The following is a 19,245-nucleotide window of genomic DNA, read 5'->3' as shown; positions in this document are numbered from 1 at the left end:
CCATGATTGATTCGCCCCGCGTATGTGTCCATGTACAAAGCGTCTATGTTGAATCGCAATCCTCGCCGGATGAAGAGCGTTTTGTCTTTGCTTACACCGTGACCATTCGCAATCTGGGGCGGATGCCCGTGCAGCTGCGCGGGCGCTACTGGCTTATCACCAACGGCAATGGCCGCGAAATTGAAGTTCAGGGTGAAGGTGTGGTCGGTGAACAGCCCCACATCGCCCCTGGCGAAGAGTATCAGTACACCAGCGGCGCGGTAATTGAAACACCGCTGGGTACCATGCAAGGCCATTATGAAATGGTCGACGTCGATGGCAATGTGTTCCGCGTTGCTATTCCTGTGTTCCGTCTCGCCGTAACCACACTCATTCATTAATCTAATGTCTACATATCTGATTGGCGACGTTCACGGTTGCTACGATGAACTGATCGCATTGTTAAAACAGGTCGACTTTACGCCAGGACAGGACACGCTCTGGCTGACGGGCGATTTAGTCGCGCGTGGCCCTGGCTCGCTTGAGGTTTTACGTTTCGTCAAATCTCTGGGCGACAGCGTGCGCATGGTGCTGGGCAATCACGATCTTCACCTGTTGGCCGTATTTGCCGGGATCAGCCGTAACAAACCTAAAGATCGCCTCTCTCCCCTGCTGGATGCGCCAGACGCGGACGAACTGATTAACTGGCTGCGCCGCCAGCCTTTACTGCAGGTCGATGAGGAGAAAAAGCTGGTCATGGCTCATGCCGGGATCACCCCGCAATGGGATCTTGAGACGGCTAAAACCTGCGCGCGTGACGTTGAGGCGGTGCTGGCGAGCGACTCGTACCCCTTCTTCCTTGATGCCATGTACGGCGATATGCCAAATCACTGGAGCGAGGATCTCAGCGGTCTGGCCCGCCTGCGTTTTATTACCAACGCTTTTACGCGCATGCGCTTCTGCTTCCCGAACGGGCAGCTGGACATGTATTCCAAAGAGACGCCGGAAAGCGCGCCTGCCCCGCTCAAACCGTGGTTTGCCATTCCTGGACCCGTGACAAGCGAGTACAACGTCGTCTTTGGCCACTGGGCTGCGCTGGAAGGAAAAGGCACGCCGGACGGGATCTACGGTCTGGATACCGGATGCTGCTGGGGCGGAGAGTTGACCTGCTTACGCTGGGAAGATAAAACTTACTTTGTTCAGCCGTCCAACCGACAGCTGGACTTAGGGGAAAGTGAGGCCGTTGCCTCCTGAATCATTCCCTCTCCCGGGCGGGAGAGGGACATCACTTAACGACGTTCCAGAATCTCGAAGCAGTAGCTGTGGGAGTTCTGTGCATCCGCGTCGTGGAACTCGCTGAATACCGATTCCCACTCGTCCGGATCGTAATCCGGGAAATGGGTGTCCCCTTCCACTTCCGCATCAATGTGGGTCAGATACAGCTTCTGCGCTTTTGGCAGGAACTGCTCATACACGCGGCCGCCGCCGATCACCATGATCTCTTCGGCGTCACCGCAGGCGGCAATCGCTTCATCAACGGACTTAACCCATTCGACGCGATCGTCAGTGCCCGGCTGGCTACTGATAACGATATTCTTACGGCCCGGCAATGGACGACCAATCGACTCCCAGGTCAGGCGGCCCATCACTACCGGCTTGTTTAACGTAGTACGTTTAAACCATGCGAGATCGGCAGGCAGGTTCCACGGCATGGCATTTTCCATACCGATAACGCGGTCCACCGCCAGCGCTGCAATCAGACTGATCATTGAAAATTTCCCGGATGCAAAAAATTGCCGCCACTATACGGAAAGCTTAATCTTTCGTCGACTGGCGGCAGAGTAAAGATACAGAAATTTTTTATTATTGCTGGCAACTCCACTTCACGCGGAAGGTTTACTCTCGGGCTCGTCAGCCGGATCGCCGGTATGCTTGCCCTCTTCCGTGCCCTGCCAGCCATGACGTTGGATCAGCGACAGGTGATTGCGGTCCTCGTTAATGATTTCTGTCAGCATGGCGCTGGTGCGTTTAAACACCGCCGCACGCTCCGTGGCCGTACTGCCGGCCATCGCCGCCATCTCTTCCACCATCCCGGTGTTAAAGCGGCGGAACAGGTCCGCACGTTCGCGCGCTTCATACGCGCCGAGCCCCAGATTCTCCAGCGCCAGGCGGCCAGACTTCAGCGCGCCTTCGAACGTTTCACGCTCCGGCGCCTCTACGCCCGCCTGACGCAGCCGGATGTAATGATCCACATCGCGCGCGCGGGAGATAATGGTCAGCCCCGGAAAATGCTCTTTTACCAGCTCCACCATCTGCATGCTGGTCTCAGGATCGTCAATGGCGTTAATCAATACCTCGGCTTTTGCCGCCCCGGCGGATTCCAGCAGATCGACGCGAGTCGCATCGCCGTAAAACACCTTCATATCAAATTTACGCAGGGTATCGACATGGTCAGGATCGTGATCGAGAATCACCATTTTCACCCCGCTTGACAGCAGTAAACGCCCGACGATCTGCCCGTAGCGACCAAATCCGGCGATGATGACGCGCGGCTGCTCCTCATCGATCTCGTCGGCTTCGCGCTCCTGCTCGCTGCCTGATTTTTCCAGACGCGTCAGCACCACCAGTAGAACAGGCGTTGCCGCCATCGACAGCGCGACCGCCAGCGTCAGCGCTTTCGCCCACTCGGGATCGAGCACGTTTGCCATCTGCGCGGCACCAAAGACCACGAATGCAAATTCGCTCCCCTGACCCAGCAGTACGGCAAACCAGCGGCGCTGCTTGTTCGGCACCTTCAATGGACGCGCAATCAGCCACAGCACCGCCATTTTAATCACCAGGAAACCGACGAGCAGGATGACGATCCGCAGCGGGTGCGTGACCAGCGTGCCGAAGTCTACGGACATCCCCACGCCGATGAAAAACAGCCCCAGCAGCAGCCCTTTGAACGGCTCGATATCGCTTTCCAGCGCGTGACGATATTCAGAGCTCGCCAGCAGAACGCCTGCGAGGAACGCCCCCATCGCCATCGACAGCCCGGCTTCCTCCAGCAGCAAACCAAAGCCAAACACCAGGAACAGCGCCACGGCGCTGAACACTTCGCGCAGGCCTGAACGGGCAACAAACCGCAGTAACGGGCGGGTCACGTAGCGGCCAAGCAGGACCACCAGCGCCAGCGCCCCCACGACTTTTAATGCCGACAGCGCAAACGCCCCCAGCGTCGTGGACGAGCCGCTTGCCGCCAGCAGCGGGATCATCGCCACCAGTGGAATAGCTGCGATATCCTGGAACAGCAGCACCGAGAACGCGCTGCGTCCCATCTGCGAGACCGTCAGATTTCGCTCGTTCATCGCCTGCATGGCGATGGCCGTCGAGGAGAGCGCCAGCGTCATGCCGATAAGCTCCGCCACTTTCCAGTCCATGCCCAACAGGATGCAGAACCCACCGAGCAGCAGGCCGCAGGCCACCATCTGCAGCGCGCCTCCGCCAAATACCGAGGCGCGAAGTTTCCATAACCTCTGCGGATCCAGCTCCAGACCAATCACAAACAGCATCAGCACGACGCCAATTTCAGCGAAATGGAGGATCGCCTCCGCATCCGTTACCAGTCGAAAGCCCCAGGGCCCAATGACGCAGCCCGCAATCAGGTAGCCGAGAACCGACCCCAGCCCCAGACGTACCGCCACCGGCACAATCAGCGCCGCCGCGCCGAGATAAATCAGCGCCTGTATCAGCGTATGGCTATCCATGGTGCGTCTCCTGCCACTCGAGTAAGCGTTGTTTATAATGGCGAGCCTGCGCCTGCAGCGTTTCATCGTCGCAAACAAAGGTGCAATGCATCGCAAAAGGCGGGAGCCAGTTCAGCCCGCAGTAAAGCGCCGTAGCCTGCAGCGGCTGCGCCAGGACGTCAAACCCCGGGAAGGTACCAATATCAAAGTGGCTTTCCCCACCGCCGGTGGTAACCGCCCACATCAGGCTTTTGCCTTTTAGCGCATTGCCGTTGTGGCCGTAAGCCCAGCCGTGGGAGAAGACTTTATCAATCCACAGCTTCAGGAGCGGCGGCGTGCTGTACCACTGCATCGGGTGCTGCCAGACGATCAGATCGGCACGGGAGAGCGCCTCCTGTTCAGCGGCGATATCAATATTAAAATCGGGATAGAGTTGATAGAGGGAACGTATCTCTACGTTTTCGAGCGTCCTTGCCTGCTCAAGCATCCGCTTATTCGCATGCGAGTGCTGCGGATAAGGGTGCGCATAAATTATCAGAATCATTGAGTAGCCTGTTGTTTTACTGCCTTCTTTTAACAAAAGAGTGTAGTCAGTAATTCAACAGGCTAATAGTGAATATTATTGACGGGCTTACGTCAGAATTCTGAATTAGTTATCCAGCTCGCCCATGGATTTCACCTGGTCGCGATTAATCTGTTCAGTTTGACCGGTTTCGGCGTTTTTGTACGACACCAGGCCGGTATCGTCATCCACCTGCGGTTTCCCGTCGGTGACAATCGTTTTGCCATCGGTGGTTTTTACGGCCTGATTGGACGAACAGCCCGCGACGGTAAACATTGCGGTGGCAGCCAGAACGGAAGCGATCAGTAATTTATTTTGCATGGTGTTTTCCCCTGCTCTCAGTTGAATTTTCGTTATCGACCTAACTATTTTAGGCTAACTGACTGAAAGCGGATGAAAAACCAGAAGGTTCTTAAGATGGGAAAATTGCCCGGTAACCGAACGGTACCGGGCAATGGGGGTTACTTGCTAATCTGCGCGTGCATTTCCTGCACCGAAATCACCTTTTCGGTAGCATCCGCATTCAGCGCCATCGCTGTTGCGAAACCGCCGTTCAGTGTGGTGTCGTAGTGCACTTTGTATTGCAGCGCGCTGCGGCGAATCAGCTTGGAGTCTTCAATCGCCTGGCGTCCTGCGGTGGTGTTGATGATGTAGGTATATTCGCCATTCTTGATACGATCCTGAATGTGCGGACGACCTTCATGCACTTTGTTCACCAGACGCGGGTTAATACCGGCTTCACCCAGCACAATCGCCGTACCGTGGGTTGCGTCCAGCTCGAAGCCCTGTTTCAGCAGCTTGGCGGCCAGGTCAACCACGCGCTCTTTATCGCCTTCGCGAACGGAGAGCAGCGCACGGCCCGATTTTCTCATGGTAGAGCTGCTGCCCAGCTGCGCCTTGGCAAACGCTTCTGCGAAGGTGCGGCCCACGCCCATTACTTCCCCGGTCGAGCGCATCTCTGGCCCTAACAGCGGGTCAACGCCCGGGAATTTGTTGAACGGCAGCACCACCTCTTTCACCGAGTAATACGGCGGGATGATCTCTTTGGTTACGCCCTGCTGCGCCAGCGTCTGGCCAGCCATCACGCGCGCCGCCACTTTCGCCAGCGGAATACCGGTCGCTTTAGAGACGAACGGTACGGTACGCGCCGCACGCGGGTTGACTTCAATCAGATAAACTTCGTTGTCTTTCACCGCGAACTGAACGTTCATCAGGCCACGAACCTGCAGCTCAAAGGCCAGCTTCTGCACCTGCTGGCGCATCACGTCCTGAATTTCCTGGCTCAGCGTGTAGGCCGGCAGAGAACAGGCGGAGTCGCCGGAGTGCACGCCCGCCTGCTCGATGTGCTCCATGATGCCGCCAATCAGCACCATTTCGCCGTCGCAGATGGCGTCAACATCCACCTCAACCGCGTCGTCGAGGAAGCGGTCAAGCAGTACTGGCGCATCGTTGGAAACGCTCACCGCCGTCTGGAAGTAGCGACGCAGGTCGGCTTCGTCGTAGACGATTTCCATCGCGCGGCCGCCCAGCACGTAGGACGGGCGCACCACCAGCGGGTAGCCAATCTCTTTCGCCTTCTCAACGGCCATTTCAATGGCCGTCACGGTGGCGTTCGCCGGCTGCTTCAGCTTCAGACGGTCAACCGCCTGCTGGAAACGCTCACGATCTTCCGCGCGGTCAATCGCGTCCGGGCTGGTACCGATAACCGGTACGCCTGCCGCTTCCAGCGCGCGCGCCAGCTTCAGCGGGGTCTGACCGCCGTACTGCACGATAACGCCTTTTGGCTTCTCGATGCGCACGATTTCCAGCACGTCTTCCAGGGTAACCGGCTCGAAGTAGAGGCGATCGGAGGTGTCGTAGTCGGTCGACACGGTTTCCGGGTTACAGTTGACCATGATGGTCTCGTAACCGTCTTCGCGCAGCGCCAGCGAGGCGTGTACGCAGCAGTAGTCGAACTCAATGCCCTGGCCGATACGGTTTGGACCGCCGCCCAGCACCATAATCTTGTCGCGGTCGACGGACGGATTCGCTTCGCACTCGTCTTCATAGGTGGAGTACATGTACGCGGTATCGGTCGAGAACTCGGCCGCGCAGGTGTCCACGCGCTTGTAAACCGGGTGCAGGTCATACTGGTCGCGCAGCTTGCGGATTTCCGCTTCGCGCACGCCCGCCAGCTTAGCCAGACGCGCATCGGCGAAGCCTTTACGCTTCAGCATGCGCAGGAAATCTGCGTCCAGGCCGTTGATGCCCAGCTCCGCCACTTTCTCTTCCAGACGCACCAGCTCTTCAATCTGCACCAGGAACCAGCGGTCGATGTTGGTCAGGTTAAATACGCCGTCGACGGACAGGCCCGCGCGGAAGGCATCGGCGATGTACCAGATACGCTCTGCGCCCGCGTCTTTCAGCTCGCGGCGGATTTTGGTCAGCGCTTCCGGATCGTCCAGGCTCACTTTCGGGTCAAAGCCGGTGGCGCCCACTTCCAGACCGCGCAGCGCTTTTTGCAGGGATTCCTGCTGCGTGCGGCCAATCGCCATCACTTCACCCACAGATTTCATCTGGGTCGTCAGACGGTCGTTCGCGCCCGCGAATTTCTCGAAGTTAAAGCGAGGAATTTTAGTCACAACGTAGTCGATGGACGGCTCGAAGGACGCAGGCGTGCGGCCACCAGTGATGTCGTTCATCAGCTCGTCGAGGGTATAACCCACCGCCAGCTTCGCCGCCACTTTCGCAATCGGGAAGCCGGTGGCTTTGGAGGCCAGCGCGGAGGAGCGGGACACGCGCGGGTTCATTTCGATAACAATCAGACGGCCGGTTTTCGGGTTAACGGAGAACTGCACGTTAGAGCCGCCGGTTTCCACGCCGATTTCACGCAGTACCGCCATCGAGGCGTTACGCATGATTTGATACTCTTTGTCGGTCAGCGTCTGGGCTGGCGCAACGGTGATGGAGTCGCCGGTGTGGATACCCATCGCATCGAAATTTTCGATGGAGCAGACGATGATGCAGTTGTCGTTTTTATCACGCACCACTTCCATCTCGTACTCTTTCCAGCCAATCAGCGATTCATCAATCAGCAGCTCTTTGGTTGGGGAGAGATCCAGACCGCGCTCGCAAATCTCTTCGAACTCTTCGCGGTTGTAGGCGATACCGCCACCGGTGCCGCCCATGGTGAATGATGGACGGATGATGCACGGATAGCCCACTTCTGCCGCAACGGCCAGCGCCTCTTCCATGTTATGCGCAATACCGGAGCGCGCGGTGTCGAGGCCGATTTTCTTCATCGCCACGTCAAAGCGGCGACGGTCTTCTGCTTTATCAATCGCGTCGGCGGTGGCACCAATCATGGTGACGCCAAATTCAGCCAGCACGCCCTGACGCTCCAGCTCCAGCGCGCAGTTCAGCGCCGTCTGGCCGCCCATGGTTGGCAGCACCGCGTCCGGGCGCTCTTTTTCGATGATTTTACGTACCACTTCCCAGTGAATCGGCTCGATGTAGGTGGCATCCGCCATTTCCGGGTCGGTCATGATGGTCGCCGGGTTAGAGTTAACCAGGATGACGCGGTAACCCTCTTCGCGCAGCGCTTTACACGCCTGCGCGCCGGAGTAGTCGAATTCGCAAGCCTGGCCGATGACGATCGGGCCAGCGCCAAGGATCAGGATGCTTTTTATGTCTGTACGTTTTGGCATGGTCTTCTCGGCTCCTGATTATTTAGCGGTCTTACGGTATTGCTCGATAAGTTCGATGAAGTGATCGAACAGCGGCGCGGCGTCGTGCGGGCCCGGGCTGGCTTCCGGGTGGCCCTGGAAGCTGAACGCTGGCTTATCAGTACGGTGGATACCCTGCAGGGTGCCATCGAACAGTGATTTGTGCGTCACGCGCAGGTTAGCCGGCATAGAGGCTTCATCGACGGCGAAACCGTGGTTCTGCGCGGTAATCATCACCGTATTGTTATCAATGTCTTTCACCGGGTGGTTACCACCGTGGTGGCCGAACTTCATCTTGACGGTGTTCGCACCGCTCGCCAGCGCCAGCAGCTGATGGCCGAGGCAGATGCCGAATACCGGGATGTCGGTTTCCAGGAAGGACTTGATGGCGTCGATAGCGTAATCGCACGGTGCCGGGTCGCCTGGGCCGTTAGAGAGGAAGATGCCGTCCGGGTTCATCTTAAGCACCTCTTCAGCGGAGGTTTTCGCCGGTACCACCGTCAGGCGGCAGCCGCGGTCAACCAGCATGCGCAGGATGTTGCGCTTGGCACCAAAATCATAGGCCACCACGTGGAACGGCAGTTCGCTCTCTTTTTTCGCTTCCGGCAGGTCGCCTTCCAGCGTCCAGCTCCCCTGCGTCCAGCTGTAGGCTTCGGCGGTAGTCACTTCTTTCGCCAGGTCCATGCCGTTCAGGCCTGGGAAGGCTTTCGCTTTTTCCAGCGCCAGGGCCGCATCGAGGTTATCACCCGCGATGATGCAGCCGTTCTGTGCACCCTTCTCGCGCAGCAGACGCGTCAGCTTACGGGTATCGATATCGGCAATCGCCACGATGTTATGGCGCTTCAGGTAAGAAGAGAGGTCTTCAGTGTTGCGGAAGTTGCTGGCAATCAGCGGCAGGTCGCGAATGACCAGGCCTTGCGCATGTACCTGAGAGGATTCTTCGTCAGCCGCATTGGTGCCGACATTGCCGATATGAGGATAAGTAAGAGTAACGATTTGGCGAGAATAGGAAGGATCAGTGAGGATTTCTTGATAACCGGTCATTGAAGTATTGAAAACGACTTCCCCAACCGCCGAACCCGTTGCCCCTATGGCCCGACCGATAAACTGGGTTCCGTCTTCCAGAACCAATAGCGCTGACTTAATCAAAACACCCTCCAGAGAATATTCACTCACTTTATTTGCATATTAATTCATGACTATGTCATAGATCAATGCAAATGTGTTGCCAGCGGATTTTTGGCAAACGGCGGCATTCTGGAGATTTGGTGGGTAAAAGTCAACTTAAAACGGATATTTTGTTTATTCTTTTGCAGGACTGGCAGCTTGAATAGGATTTAACGGGCAAAAAGATCAGCTAAATCATCCTGGAAAACGCTTGCGCGGTAGGTTTTATGGAATTTAAGAGATACGAGCGACAAAAAGTGGACCAAATGGTCAAAATTTACATTCAATTCACATAACAATGGCATAAAACTCAGATTTATGACCACTAACAATCAAAATCCATCTAAAACAATTAAAATAAGAGGGCAATAAATTATTGCCCTATGCAATCAATATATTACGACTGCAATAACCACATCACGATGGGTAATAAAGCTTACAAATTGTTGAGATCCAGCACATCTCGCATATCAAAAAGACCCTTTTCTTTCGATTTCAGCCACAATGCGGAGCGTACTGCGCCATTGGCGAACGTCATGCGGCTTGACGCTTTGTGCGTAATCTCAACACGTTCGCCAATATCGGCGAACATCGCCGTGTGTTCGCCGACGATATCGCCCGCCCGGACGGTTGCGAAACCAATGGTGCCCGGCACGCGTTCTCCGGTATACCCTTCACGGGAATAGACTGCGATGTCTTTTAAATCTTTATCCATTGCATAAGCAATCGCTTCGCCCATCGCCAGCGCCGTGCCTGATGGAGCATCAACTTTATGGCGGTGGTGCGCTTCAATAATCTCAATGTCGGTGTAGTCGCCCATCACCTTCGCCGCTTTTTCCAGCAGCTTCAGCATGACGTTAACGCCTACGCTAAAGTTCGCGGCAAAGACAATCGCAATGTCGGTGGCTGCATCCTGAATGGCCTGTTTACCCGCATCATCGAAGCCGGTGGTGCCAATCACCATCCCTTTACCGTGCTGGCGGCAAAACGCCAGGTGAGTCAGGGTGCCTTCGGGACGGGTAAAGTCGATGAACACGTCAAAGTCATCTTTCACCGCATCAAGGCTGCTCTGAACGGTAACACCTGTCTTGCCCGCGCCGGCCAGTTCACCCGCATCGGATCCCAGCAGGGATGAACCTTCACGCTCCAGCGCCGCGCCGAGTGCCACGCCATCCATTTGTATTGCCGCCTGAATCAGCTGGCGACCCATACGTCCACCCGCGCCCGCAATGGCGACACGGATCTGTGCATCATGCATAGTTATTCTCTTACGTTAAAATGATGTAAACCGTTTTCAGATTAACCAGCCTTCGTAAAGGCTGCCAACTGAAAACACCAATAATTAGAATTTAACGTGAAACCGACTCAGATATCAGTAAAAGACATGATTTTGTCGTCACGATAAAGTCCGGAGCAAAAAAAAGGCCAGCACAGGAGGTGCTGGCCTTTCATCAGAAAAGAAATTATTCCACTTCGCGGGCGTCGATACGCAGCTCTTTCGGCACTTCGAAGACGATATTCTCTTCGCGTCCTTCCAGCGGAACCGCTTCGCCCCCGCCCAGCTCCTGCAGACGAGCAATCACGTTCTGCACCAGGATATCCGGCGCGGAAGCGCCTGCGGTAACGCCAACGCAGGCCGCATTTTTCACCCACGCTTCCTGGATGTCCGTCGCGTCGTCGATTAAAAACGCCGCTTTCCCCATACGCTGCGCCAGTTCGGCCAGACGGTTGGAGTTAGAGGAGTTTTTAGAGCCGACAACCAGCACCACGTCCGCCTGTTCAGCCAGCGCGCGCACCGCTTCCTGACGGTTAGTGGTGGCGTAGCAGATATCATCCTTACGCGGCCCGACGATTTTCGGGAAGCGCTGGCGCAGGGCGTCAATCACGTCTGAGGTGTCGTCTACGGAGAGCGTGGTCTGGGTCATAAACGACAGACGCGCTTCGTTTTTCACGTTCAGCGTCAGGACATCTTCCGGCGACTCCACCAGGTACATTCCCCCTTCCGGGTTGCTGTACTGGCCCATGGTGCCTTCAACTTCCGGGTGACCGGCGTGGCCAATCAGAATCGACTCTTCACCGCGACGGCTGGCGCGCGCCACTTCCATATGCACTTTTGTCACTAATGGACAGGTGGCATCGAATACGGTCAGATCGCGGCTTTTCGCTTCGTTACGGACCGCCTGAGAGACGCCGTGCGCAGAGAAGATCAGGATCGCACCGTCCGGCACTTCGCTGATCTGCTCGATGAAAATAGCACCGCGCTCGCGCAGGCTGTCGACCACGTAGCGGTTATGCACCACTTCGTGACGCACGTAAATCGGCGCGCCGTAAATCTCCAGCGCGTTTTCAACAATGCTGATAGCGCGGTCTACACCGGCGCAGAAGCCGCGCGGGTTAGCCAACAGGATCTGCATTTCAGGCCTCCAGTGCCGGATCGATCTCCAGCACTTCAACATCAAAATGAACGGTACGCCCGGCAAGCGGATGGTTGAAGTCAACGGTGATAGAGTCGCCGTTAATCTCGCGGATCACGCCAGGCATTTCGCTGCCGTCCATAGCGGTAAAGAGCATAATCGCCCCGATTTCCGGTTCGCCCGCGTCCATAAACTCGCGGCGCGAGAAATACTGAATCAGGTCCGGGCTTGGCACGCCAAACGCGGCATCCGGCTCCAGCGAGAACGCTTTTTTCTCACCCTCTTTCAGGCCCAGGAGCTGCTGCTCAAGACCTTCAGACAGGGAGGTATCGCCGAGACGAAACAGGGCAGGTTTGCCGTTATTGCGGGTGGATTCAGCCGTGGAGCCGTCATCCAGCTTCAGCGTGAAGTGAACGAGAACCGCGCTGTTGCTCTGTACGGATTTAGACATACACATTGCTCTTTAATGTTGTGCCGGGTGGCGCAGCGCATCACCCGGCATTGACAATTACGCCTGCTCTTTCGCTGCGGGTTTAGGCAAGAAGCCTTCCAGCACGATTAACGCCGCACCGATGCAAATGGCGGTGTCGGCGAGGTTAAAGGTCGCGAAGTGCCAGTCGCCGACGTAGAAGTCGATCATATCGACCACAAAGCCGTGCCACAAGCGGTCAAACAGGTTGCCCAGCGCGCCGCCAATGATCAGCGCGTAGGCGATGTTATTCAGCTTTTGCGTGGCCTTCGAGCGGTACATCAGCACAGCCAGTACCACGCAGATACCGAGAGCGATACCCGCGAAGAACCAGCGCTGCCAGCCACCGCTGTCGGCAAGGAAGCTAAACGCCGCGCCGTAGTTGCGCGCATAGTGCAGGTTAAGCGACGGGAACAGCGAAACCGTCTCCCCCAGAGCGAAATTCTGGAGGATCAGGAACTTGCTGCCCAGATCGATAATCAGCACCACCACAACCAGCCACAGCCAGCGCAGTCCTGTTGAACAGAGAGTTTTACTCATCAGGCAAACTTACGTTTTTCGCCGTCACCGGCGACGTTGCTTACACAGCGTCCGCAGATGTCTGCGTGTTCCGCCACCTGGCCGATATCGGTAGTGTAATGCCAGCAGCGCGGGCACTTCTCACCTTCGGCTTTGCTCAGTGCGACTTTCAGGCCTTTGAGCAACTCGCTCTGCTGAGCATCAGCAGAAGCCTCGGCATAATCCGCAACTTTTGCTCCGGAGGTCAACAGGACAAATCGCAATTCATCGCCCAGCGCGGTCAGCTTCGCCGCCAGCTCCGGTTCGGCGTACAGGGTCACTGCCGCTTCCAGAGAGCCACCGACTTTCTTATCCGCACGCGCCTGCTCGATAACCTTGTTCACTTCGCCACGCACTTTCAGCAGCTCGTCCCAGAAGGCATCGTTCATTGCTTCGGTGCTGGAGAGATCGAACAGACCTTCATACCACTCGCCGGTGAAGACATACTTCTCACGGTCGCCCGGCAGATAGCCCCAGATTTCATCCGCGGTGAAGGACATGATCGGTGCCATCCAGCGTACCAGCGCTTCTGCGATGTGGAACAGCGCGGACTGGCAGCTACGGCGCGCCACGCTGTCCGCCTTCGCGGTGTACTGGCGGTCTTTGATGATGTCGAGGTAGAACGAGCCCATCTCGATGGAGCAGAAGCGCATCAGGCGCTGCACCACTTCGTGGAAGTCGTAAGACTCATAGGCTTTCAGGATATCTTCCTGCGCCGCTTTCGCGCAGCCTACCGCCCAGCGGTCCAGCACGACCATCTCTTCCGGTTTCACCATGTCTTTCACTGGATCGAACCCGTTCAGGTTCGCCAGCAGGAAGCGCGCGGTGTTACGGATACGACGATAGCTGTCGGCAGCACGCTTCAGGATCTCGTCAGACACCGCCATTTCGCCAGTGTAGTCGGTTGAGGCTACCCACAGACGCAGGATGTCCGCGCCCAGCTTGTTCATCACGTCCTGCGGCGAAACGGTGTTGCCGATAGATTTAGACATCTTACGGCCCTGACCATCCACGGTGAAGCCGTGGGTCAGTACCTGACGGTAAGGCGCTTTACCTTTCATCGCGGTGGAGATCATCAGGGATGACATGAACCAGCCGCGGTGTTGGTCGGAACCTTCCAGATACATGTCGGCAGCGTGACCGGCAAACTCCGGACGCACGTCAACTACGGAGGCGTGAGTAGATCCGGAGTCGAACCACACGTCCAGGGTGTCTGGCACTTTCTCATAGTTGTCCGCGTCCGCGCCCAGGATGTCACGGGCGTCGAGATCCCACCACGCCTGAATGCCGTCAACTTCGACGCGCTTCGCCACTTCTTCCATCAGTTCCAGGGTGTTCGGGTGCAGCTCATGCGTCTCTTTATGCACGAACAGCGACATCGGCACGCCCCAGGTACGCTGACGAGAGATACACCAGTCAGGACGGTTAGCCACCATGGATTCGATACGCGCCTGGCCCCAGTCCGGGATCCACTGCACGCCTTTGATCTCTTTCAGTGACTGCTCGCGCAGGCCTTTTTGATCCATGCTGACGAACCACTGCGGGGTCGCACGGAAGATGATCGGCGTCTTGTGGCGCCAGCAGCACGGATAGCTGTGCTGCATTTTCTCAACGTGCAGCAGCGCGCCGCTGGTGCGCAGCATGTCAACGATGATGTCGTTGGCTTTGAAGACGTTGATACCATCCAGCGCCGGATAGGTGCCAGGCAGGTAAGACCCGTCCGGGCCTACCGGGTTGGCAATTTCCAGGCCGTATTTAAGGCTGATGTTGTAGTCGTCAGGACCGTGGCCACCGGCGGTATGTACCGCACCGGTACCCGCGTCCAGCGTGACGTGGTCGCCCAGGATCGCCGGAACGTCAAAGTCCAGGAACGGGTGTTTGAAGCGCATCAGCTCCAGCGCGTCGCCTTTTACGGTGCCCAGCACGGTGTAGTCGGTGATATTCGCGCGTTTCAGCACGCTTTCAACCAGATCTTTCGCCAGGATAACCGCGCGGCCATCAATCTGCACCAGCGCATATTCGAACTCGCCGGAGAGAGAGATTGCACGGTTGGCTGGCAGCGTCCACGGGGTAGTGGTCCAGATCACCAGAGAGATCGGGCCGCTAACGCCAGGCAGACCGAATTTACCTTTAATGGCATCCTGATCGACCGCTTCGAAGGCCACGTCGATTGAAGGTGAAGTTTTGTCGTAATATTCCACTTCCGCTTCTGCCAGCGCAGAACGGCAGTCCACGCACCAGTGCACCGGCTTAGCGCCTTTGTGCAGGTGGCCGTTACCGATGATTTTGCCCAGCGCACGGATGATATTGGCTTCGGTTTTGAAGTCCATGGTCAGGTACGGGTGCGACCAGTCGCCCAGCACGCCCAGACGGATAAAGTCAGCACGCTGGCCTTCAACCTGGGTGGCCGCGTATTCGCGGCACTTCGCGCGGAACTCTGCAGCGGTGAACTTCTCACCTGGCTTGCCAAACTCTTGCTCCACTTTCAGCTCGATCGGCAGACCGTGGCAGTCCCAGCCCGGAACGTAAGGCGAGTCAAATCCTGCGAGTCCTTTGGACTTCACGATAATATCTTTCAGAATCTTGTTTACTGAGTGACCAATATGAATGCTGCCATTCGCATATGGAGGGCCATCATGCAGAATGAAGGTTTTTTTGCCTTTTTTGGCTGCACGAATGATGCCGTACAGGTCATCATCGGTCCAACGCGCCAGCATTCCCGGTTCACGCTTGGCGAGATCGCCGCGCATCGGGAACCCTGTTTCCGGCAAATTCAGGGTTGATTTATAGTCACTCATCAGATTCTCGGTTCCGTATTTATCACGTAGGCAGTTAAGCCGGTTCTAAAGCCCAAAAAACTCGCGGGCCGTTAATTCATCTCGCGCGATTTGCGCCTTAAGTTCATCCAGCGAAGCAAATCGCTGCTCGTTGCGTATTTTTTTACGCAGTATTACATCTATATGGCGACCATAAAGGTCCATTACAACGTCCAGCAGGTGCACTTCTAGCTGTTGACGCACACCGGCAACGGTAGGACGCGTGCCAATGTTGGCAACGCCGTAAAACGACTTATCGCCCAGTCCTGCCACTTCCACCGCATAGACCCCTTTAACCGGGGAAACCTGACGACGCAGCGGTATATTCGCCGTCGGGAAACCAATCGTGCGGCCCAGCGCATCGCCATGAACCACGCGGCCAGAGATGGTGAACGGATGGCCCAGCAAATTTTCTGCCGTCTCCAGTTCATCATTAGCCAGCGCCTGCCGCACCGCCGTGCTGCTGACGCGCACGCCGCCTTCACAGAAGGTCATCGCGCTGGTGACGTCAAAACCGTACTCCAGACCAGCCTTCTGTAATAGCAAGAAATCGCCCTGACGACCAGCGCCAAAGCGGAAATCATCCCCCACGGCGAGAAACTGAACGCCAAGACGCTTAACCAGCAGGTCGCTGACAAAATTTTGTGCTGTCAGTGCGGCAAAGCGGCGATCGAAACGCACACACAATACGTAGTCCACGCCGGACTCCGCCAGGTAGCGCAACTTTTCGCGCAGGCGAGTGAGCCGAGCGGGAGATTTATCGCCCGCGAACAGCTCCAGCGGCTGTGGCTCGAAAATCATCACCACAACGGGCAGGCCACGGGCCTCCCCTTCTTTACGCAATCCCTGCAACAGCGCCTGATGACCACGATGCACGCCGTCGAAATTACCAATGGTCAGCACGCACCCGTGTGGCGCTCTGCTGAGATTATGTATGCCGCGTATCAGCTTCATGTCTGGCTCAAAACAGTGAAAATCGCCAAAGTATACCTTGTACAGCGGTTAAGGTTAACCGGCGATTGTTCGCGCAAAACAGAAAGCCGTAATGATTTCATCAGGCTGACCTTTCACAGCGAAAAAATCTGCCTGTGAACTGCGATTTTTACGCCGAAAGGCTGTATTCACGAAAGACAAGCTGGTAGAATCCTGCGCCATCACTACGTAACGTAGCGTCGCTAATTAACGGCGCTTATTTGCACAAATCCATTGACAAAAGAAGGCAAAGAGGGCATATTCCTCGGCCTTTGAATTGTCCACATAGAACATATTTGGGAGTTGGACTTGGCTAATATCAAATCAGCTAAGAAACGTGCCGTTCAGTCTGAAAAGGCTCGTAAGCACAACGCAAGCCGTCGCTCTATGATGCGTACTTTCATCAAGAAAGTATACGCAGCAATCGAAGCTGGCGACAAAGCTGCAGCGCAGAACGCATTTAACGAAATGCAACCAATCGTGGATCGTCAGGCTGCTAAAGGTCTGATCCACAAAAACAAAGCAGCGCGTCATAAAGCAAACCTGACCGCGCAGATCAACAAACTGGCTTAATCGCTACTTGTTGTTGCTTGTTTAAAGAACCCGCTTAACGCGGGTTTTTTTATGTCTTCAGAATGCCGGTGGCGTAAACAGCGCCGAGTAATCACGGTTGCAGATTCGCTGCACCGCCGGGTGTTGAATCATCCTTTCGGCGAATATGGCATGGTACTCCTCCATCACGTTATCTACTCTGCCAATCTCCGTAATCTTATCGTCTGAATAGAGATCGTGCGCGTAGAGCGTTGGCGCCACGAAGATCGCATTATGCGCTTCGCCAAAGGCTTTCATCAGCGCCGCATCGTCAAACTCGCCGAGGATCTCCACGTTCAGCCCCTGCGAATTAAACCAGTTCAGCAGCTTGCGTCCCAGCATGGAACGCCTTCCCGGCACCAGCAGGCGACGCTCTTCCAGACAGGCCGGGAAAGGTTTCTCCGGCGGTGGATTGATGCACCAGAAGCTGACGCCGCATTCGCCAATTTTCACCGAGAACAGCCCCTCCTGCTGCGTGGAGTCGATGGGGCAATCCGAGATAATCATGTCCAGCTTGTGCTGGCTCAGCTGCTCCAGCAGCATCTCGTGTGTGGATTCAAAGCAGCGCAGATGGATTTGTTCATCCTCTACCACAGCGGCATCCAGCACGCCGCTTACCAGCCGTTTGGATAGTGCATCCGCCACCCCCACATCAAAGAGCAGGTTCGACTCTTTGCGGTAGTTGACGATATCCAGCATCTCCTGGCTCAGGGTAAACATTTTGTCCGCATAGCGGAAAACCAGTTCACCCAGTTCGCTGGGCTCAATCCCACGGCCCTTGCGCTTGAAGAGCTTACCCTGCAGCCGTTCTTCAAGGGCTTTGATTTGCCCGGTGATGGTTTGCGGCGTCAGGTAAAGCGCCTCTGCCGCCCCCACGACCGAGCCCTGTTTGTAAACGTGCCAGAAGTAGTAAAGATGGTTGTAATTCAAATGAGGCATCGCGTCTTCGCTCCCTGAGTGTGTATCGGGAGAAGAGTGACCTTCCCCCGGTGTTCCGTTATGCCTGGACGGCCTGTCCGGACAACTTCACCTTCAACAAAGTATACCCAATCACTGCCGCCAGTAATGACCCGATGAGAATGCCGAGCTTCGCCCAGACGATGAGCTCTGGCGCGTTTGCACCAAACGCCAGCGTCGAGATAAAGATCGACATGGTGAATCCAATACCGCACAGTATGCCGACAGCCATGATCTGACTAAAGGTTGTACCGTTCGGCAACGATGCCAGCTTCATCTTCAGCGCCAGCCAGCAGAAGAGGCTGATCCCCAGCGGCTTACCGATAAACAGCCCGGCAATAATGCCCAGCGGCAGGACAGACGTCAGCCCGTCCAGCGTAACGCCCTGCAGGGAAACGCCCGCGTTGGCAAACGCAAACAGCGGCAGGATCATAAAGGCGACCCACGGGTGCAGCACGTGTTCCAGCTGTTTAGCGGGTGACTTACCGTCCTGCGGCTTAAGCGGCACGAAGAAGCCCACAATCACGCCGGCCAGCGTGGCGTGCACGCCGGATTTCAGCACCGCCGTCCACAGCACCATCCCCACCAGGATATAGATACCGATGCGGCGAACGTTGAAGATGTTCAGCACCGCCAACACCGCAATCGCCCCTGCGGCTACGCTCAGGGACAGGATCGACAGATCGCTGGTGTAGAACAGCGCGATAATCACAATGGCGCCCAGGTCATCAATGATCGCCAGCGCCATCAGGAAGATTTTCAGCGCAACCGGCACGCGGCTGCCGAGCAGAGCTAAGACACCGAGCGCAAAGGCGATATCCGTTGCGGCCGGGATAGCCCAGCCGTCACGCGCGACAGGATCCTGCCAGGTAAATGCGAGGAAGAGCAGCGCTGGAACGACCATCCCCCCGAGCGCGGCAATAACCGGGAACGCCGCGCGCTGGCGGCTGGCTAGCGAACCTAGCACCAGCTCGCGCTTAACCTCAAGACCAACGAGCAGGAAGAACACCGCCATTAGCGCATCATTGATCCACAGCAGCATGTTCTTGTTAATTTCCAGCGCTCCGACCTTCAGCTCGACGGGCGTTTCCAGAAATGCGTGATAGAGATCGCGGGTCATGCCCAGGTTAGCCAGCACCATCGCGGCGGCCGCGGCAATAATCAGGATCACACCACCGGACGCCTCACTGCTAAAGAAACGGTGTAGTAATTTCATTTATATTCTCTCTTTTACAACGATACCTCGATAAAACCATAATACCAAGCCAAATAGCTCGGCAAAAACAGATTAATATTGGGTATAGACTCAGTTTTACCGATCTATAACT

General features: G+C 56.3%; 17 protein-coding genes and 1 pseudogene. 3 read left to right on the top strand and 15 right to left on the bottom strand.

Annotation, left to right across the window (positions count from 1 at the left end):
• The first annotated feature begins 2 nt into the window (after positions 1–2).
• A complete protein-coding gene (apaG, locus tag ACMGGH_RS08960) occupies positions 3–380 on the top strand; it encodes a Co2+/Mg2+ efflux protein ApaG (RefSeq protein WP_014882505.1) in 378 nt (125 codons plus the stop codon).
• 4 nt (positions 381–384) lie between these two features.
• Positions 385–1,233 (top strand): bis(5'-nucleosyl)-tetraphosphatase (symmetrical) ApaH, encoded by an 849-nt coding sequence (apaH, locus tag ACMGGH_RS08955; RefSeq protein ID WP_028015478.1) that lies wholly within the window; start codon positions 385–387, stop codon positions 1,231–1,233.
• 35 nt (positions 1,234–1,268) lie between these two features.
• On the opposite strand, the gene folA is transcribed toward apaH, so the two are convergent.
• The 13 genes and pseudogenes from folA to ACMGGH_RS08890 form a co-directional block, all read right to left on the bottom strand.
• A complete protein-coding gene (folA, locus tag ACMGGH_RS08950) occupies positions 1,269–1,748 on the bottom strand; it encodes a type 3 dihydrofolate reductase (RefSeq protein WP_006173915.1) in 480 nt (159 codons plus the stop codon).
• Positions 1,749–1,862: 114 nt separating this feature from the next.
• On the bottom strand, positions 1,863–3,728 hold the full coding sequence (gene kefC / locus ACMGGH_RS08945) for a glutathione-regulated potassium-efflux system protein KefC (RefSeq protein WP_232948632.1): 1,866 nt from the start codon (positions 3,726–3,728) through the stop codon (positions 1,863–1,865).
• A complete protein-coding gene (kefF, locus tag ACMGGH_RS08940; protein WP_059355617.1) occupies positions 3,721–4,251 on the bottom strand; it encodes a glutathione-regulated potassium-efflux system oxidoreductase KefF in 531 nt (176 codons plus the stop codon). The genes kefC and kefF overlap by 8 nt, the downstream gene beginning before the upstream one ends.
• A gap of 105 nt (positions 4,252–4,356) precedes the next feature.
• A complete protein-coding gene (locus ACMGGH_RS08935) occupies positions 4,357–4,590 on the bottom strand; it encodes a YgdI/YgdR family lipoprotein (RefSeq protein ID WP_003856439.1) in 234 nt (77 codons plus the stop codon).
• 140 nt (positions 4,591–4,730) lie between these two features.
• Entirely contained in the window at positions 4,731–7,955 is a 3,225-nt protein-coding gene (gene carB, locus ACMGGH_RS08930) for a carbamoyl-phosphate synthase large subunit (RefSeq protein WP_041911263.1), read from the bottom strand.
• Positions 7,956–7,973: 18 nt separating this feature from the next.
• Complete coding sequence (carA, locus tag ACMGGH_RS08925; RefSeq protein WP_047363427.1) at positions 7,974–9,122, bottom strand: glutamine-hydrolyzing carbamoyl-phosphate synthase small subunit; 1,149 nt, start codon at positions 9,120–9,122, stop codon at positions 7,974–7,976.
• A 454-nt stretch (positions 9,123–9,576) separates the two neighbouring features.
• On the bottom strand, positions 9,577–10,398 hold the full coding sequence (gene dapB / locus ACMGGH_RS08920; protein ID WP_232948633.1) for a 4-hydroxy-tetrahydrodipicolinate reductase: 822 nt from the start codon (positions 10,396–10,398) through the stop codon (positions 9,577–9,579).
• A 205-nt stretch (positions 10,399–10,603) separates the two neighbouring features.
• Positions 10,604–11,554: a 4-hydroxy-3-methylbut-2-enyl diphosphate reductase gene (ispH, locus tag ACMGGH_RS08915; protein WP_028015471.1), complete on the bottom strand. Its 951-nt coding sequence runs from the start codon at positions 11,552–11,554 to the stop codon at positions 10,604–10,606.
• Position 11,555: 1 nt separating this feature from the next.
• Complete coding sequence (gene fkpB / locus ACMGGH_RS08910; protein WP_003856450.1) at positions 11,556–12,005, bottom strand: FKBP-type peptidyl-prolyl cis-trans isomerase; 450 nt, start codon at positions 12,003–12,005, stop codon at positions 11,556–11,558.
• Between the two features lie 57 nt (positions 12,006–12,062).
• Complete coding sequence (lspA, locus tag ACMGGH_RS08905; protein WP_028015470.1) at positions 12,063–12,563, bottom strand: signal peptidase II; 501 nt, start codon at positions 12,561–12,563, stop codon at positions 12,063–12,065.
• Entirely contained in the window at positions 12,563–15,379 is a 2,817-nt protein-coding gene (ileS, locus tag ACMGGH_RS08900) for an isoleucine--tRNA ligase (RefSeq protein WP_045631133.1), read from the bottom strand. The genes lspA and ileS overlap by 1 nt, the downstream gene beginning before the upstream one ends.
• Before the next feature lie 45 nt (positions 15,380–15,424).
• Positions 15,425–16,351 carry a bifunctional riboflavin kinase/FAD synthetase gene (ribF, locus tag ACMGGH_RS08895; protein ID WP_028015468.1) on the bottom strand — a complete coding sequence of 309 codons (927 nt, stop codon included), beginning with the start codon at positions 16,349–16,351 and terminating at the stop codon, positions 15,425–15,427.
• A gap of 7 nt (positions 16,352–16,358) precedes the next feature.
• Positions 16,359–16,577 (bottom strand): annotated as a pseudogene (locus ACMGGH_RS08890) (DUF2575 domain-containing protein).
• 101 nt (positions 16,578–16,678) lie between these two features.
• On the opposite strand from ACMGGH_RS08890, the gene rpsT reads away from it, so the two are divergent.
• Positions 16,679–16,942, top strand: coding sequence for a 30S ribosomal protein S20 (rpsT, locus tag ACMGGH_RS08885; protein WP_003856458.1), 264 nt, complete (start codon positions 16,679–16,681; stop codon positions 16,940–16,942).
• A 57-nt stretch (positions 16,943–16,999) separates the two neighbouring features.
• Here the strand turns inward: rpsT and nhaR are convergent, their stop codons facing one another.
• Both nhaR and nhaA read right to left on the bottom strand, forming a co-directional pair.
• Positions 17,000–17,899, bottom strand: a complete 900-nt coding sequence (nhaR, locus tag ACMGGH_RS08880) for a transcriptional activator NhaR (RefSeq protein WP_028015467.1) — start codon at positions 17,897–17,899, stop codon at positions 17,000–17,002.
• 58 nt (positions 17,900–17,957) lie between these two features.
• On the bottom strand, positions 17,958–19,133 hold the full coding sequence (gene nhaA, locus ACMGGH_RS08875; RefSeq protein ID WP_041911268.1) for a Na+/H+ antiporter NhaA: 1,176 nt from the start codon (positions 19,131–19,133) through the stop codon (positions 17,958–17,960).
• Positions 19,134–19,245 lie beyond the last annotated feature (112 nt).

The organism is Enterobacter sp. BNK-16 (assembly GCF_048684955.1).
In the GTDB taxonomy this organism is placed as follows: Bacteria; Pseudomonadota; Gammaproteobacteria; order Enterobacterales; family Enterobacteriaceae; genus Enterobacter; species Enterobacter bugandensis.
Note: the sequence above shows the minus strand (reverse complement) of the source record. Positions and strands in the feature narration are given on the sequence as shown.

Coding starts and splice junctions, on each gene's coding strand:
- ileS (WP_045631133.1), bottom strand. CDS start 15,379: ATGAGTGACTATAAATCAACCCTGAATTTGCCGGAAACAGGGTTCCCG.
- apaH (WP_028015478.1), top strand. CDS start 385: ATGTCTACATATCTGATTGGCGACGTTCACGGTTGCTACGATGAACTG.
- carB (WP_041911263.1), bottom strand. CDS start 7,955: ATGCCAAAACGTACAGACATAAAAAGCATCCTGATCCTTGGCGCTGGC.
- kefC (WP_232948632.1), bottom strand. CDS start 3,728: ATGGATAGCCATACGCTGATACAGGCGCTGATTTATCTCGGCGCGGCG.
- apaG (WP_014882505.1), top strand. CDS start 3: ATGATTGATTCGCCCCGCGTATGTGTCCATGTACAAAGCGTCTATGTT.
- nhaR (WP_028015467.1), bottom strand. CDS start 17,899: ATGCCTCATTTGAATTACAACCATCTTTACTACTTCTGGCACGTTTAC.
- ribF (WP_028015468.1), bottom strand. CDS start 16,351: ATGAAGCTGATACGCGGCATACATAATCTCAGCAGAGCGCCACACGGG.
- ACMGGH_RS08935 (WP_003856439.1), bottom strand. CDS start 4,590: ATGCAAAATAAATTACTGATCGCTTCCGTTCTGGCTGCCACCGCAATG.
- nhaA (WP_041911268.1), bottom strand. CDS start 19,133: ATGAAATTACTACACCGTTTCTTTAGCAGTGAGGCGTCCGGTGGTGTG.
- kefF (WP_059355617.1), bottom strand. CDS start 4,251: ATGATTCTGATAATTTATGCGCACCCTTATCCGCAGCACTCGCATGCG.
- dapB (WP_232948633.1), bottom strand. CDS start 10,398: ATGCATGATGCACAGATCCGTGTCGCCATTGCGGGCGCGGGTGGACGT.
- lspA (WP_028015470.1), bottom strand. CDS start 12,563: ATGAGTAAAACTCTCTGTTCAACAGGACTGCGCTGGCTGTGGCTGGTT.
- folA (WP_006173915.1), bottom strand. CDS start 1,748: ATGATCAGTCTGATTGCAGCGCTGGCGGTGGACCGCGTTATCGGTATG.
- fkpB (WP_003856450.1), bottom strand. CDS start 12,005: ATGTCTAAATCCGTACAGAGCAACAGCGCGGTTCTCGTTCACTTCACG.
- ispH (WP_028015471.1), bottom strand. CDS start 11,554: ATGCAGATCCTGTTGGCTAACCCGCGCGGCTTCTGCGCCGGTGTAGAC.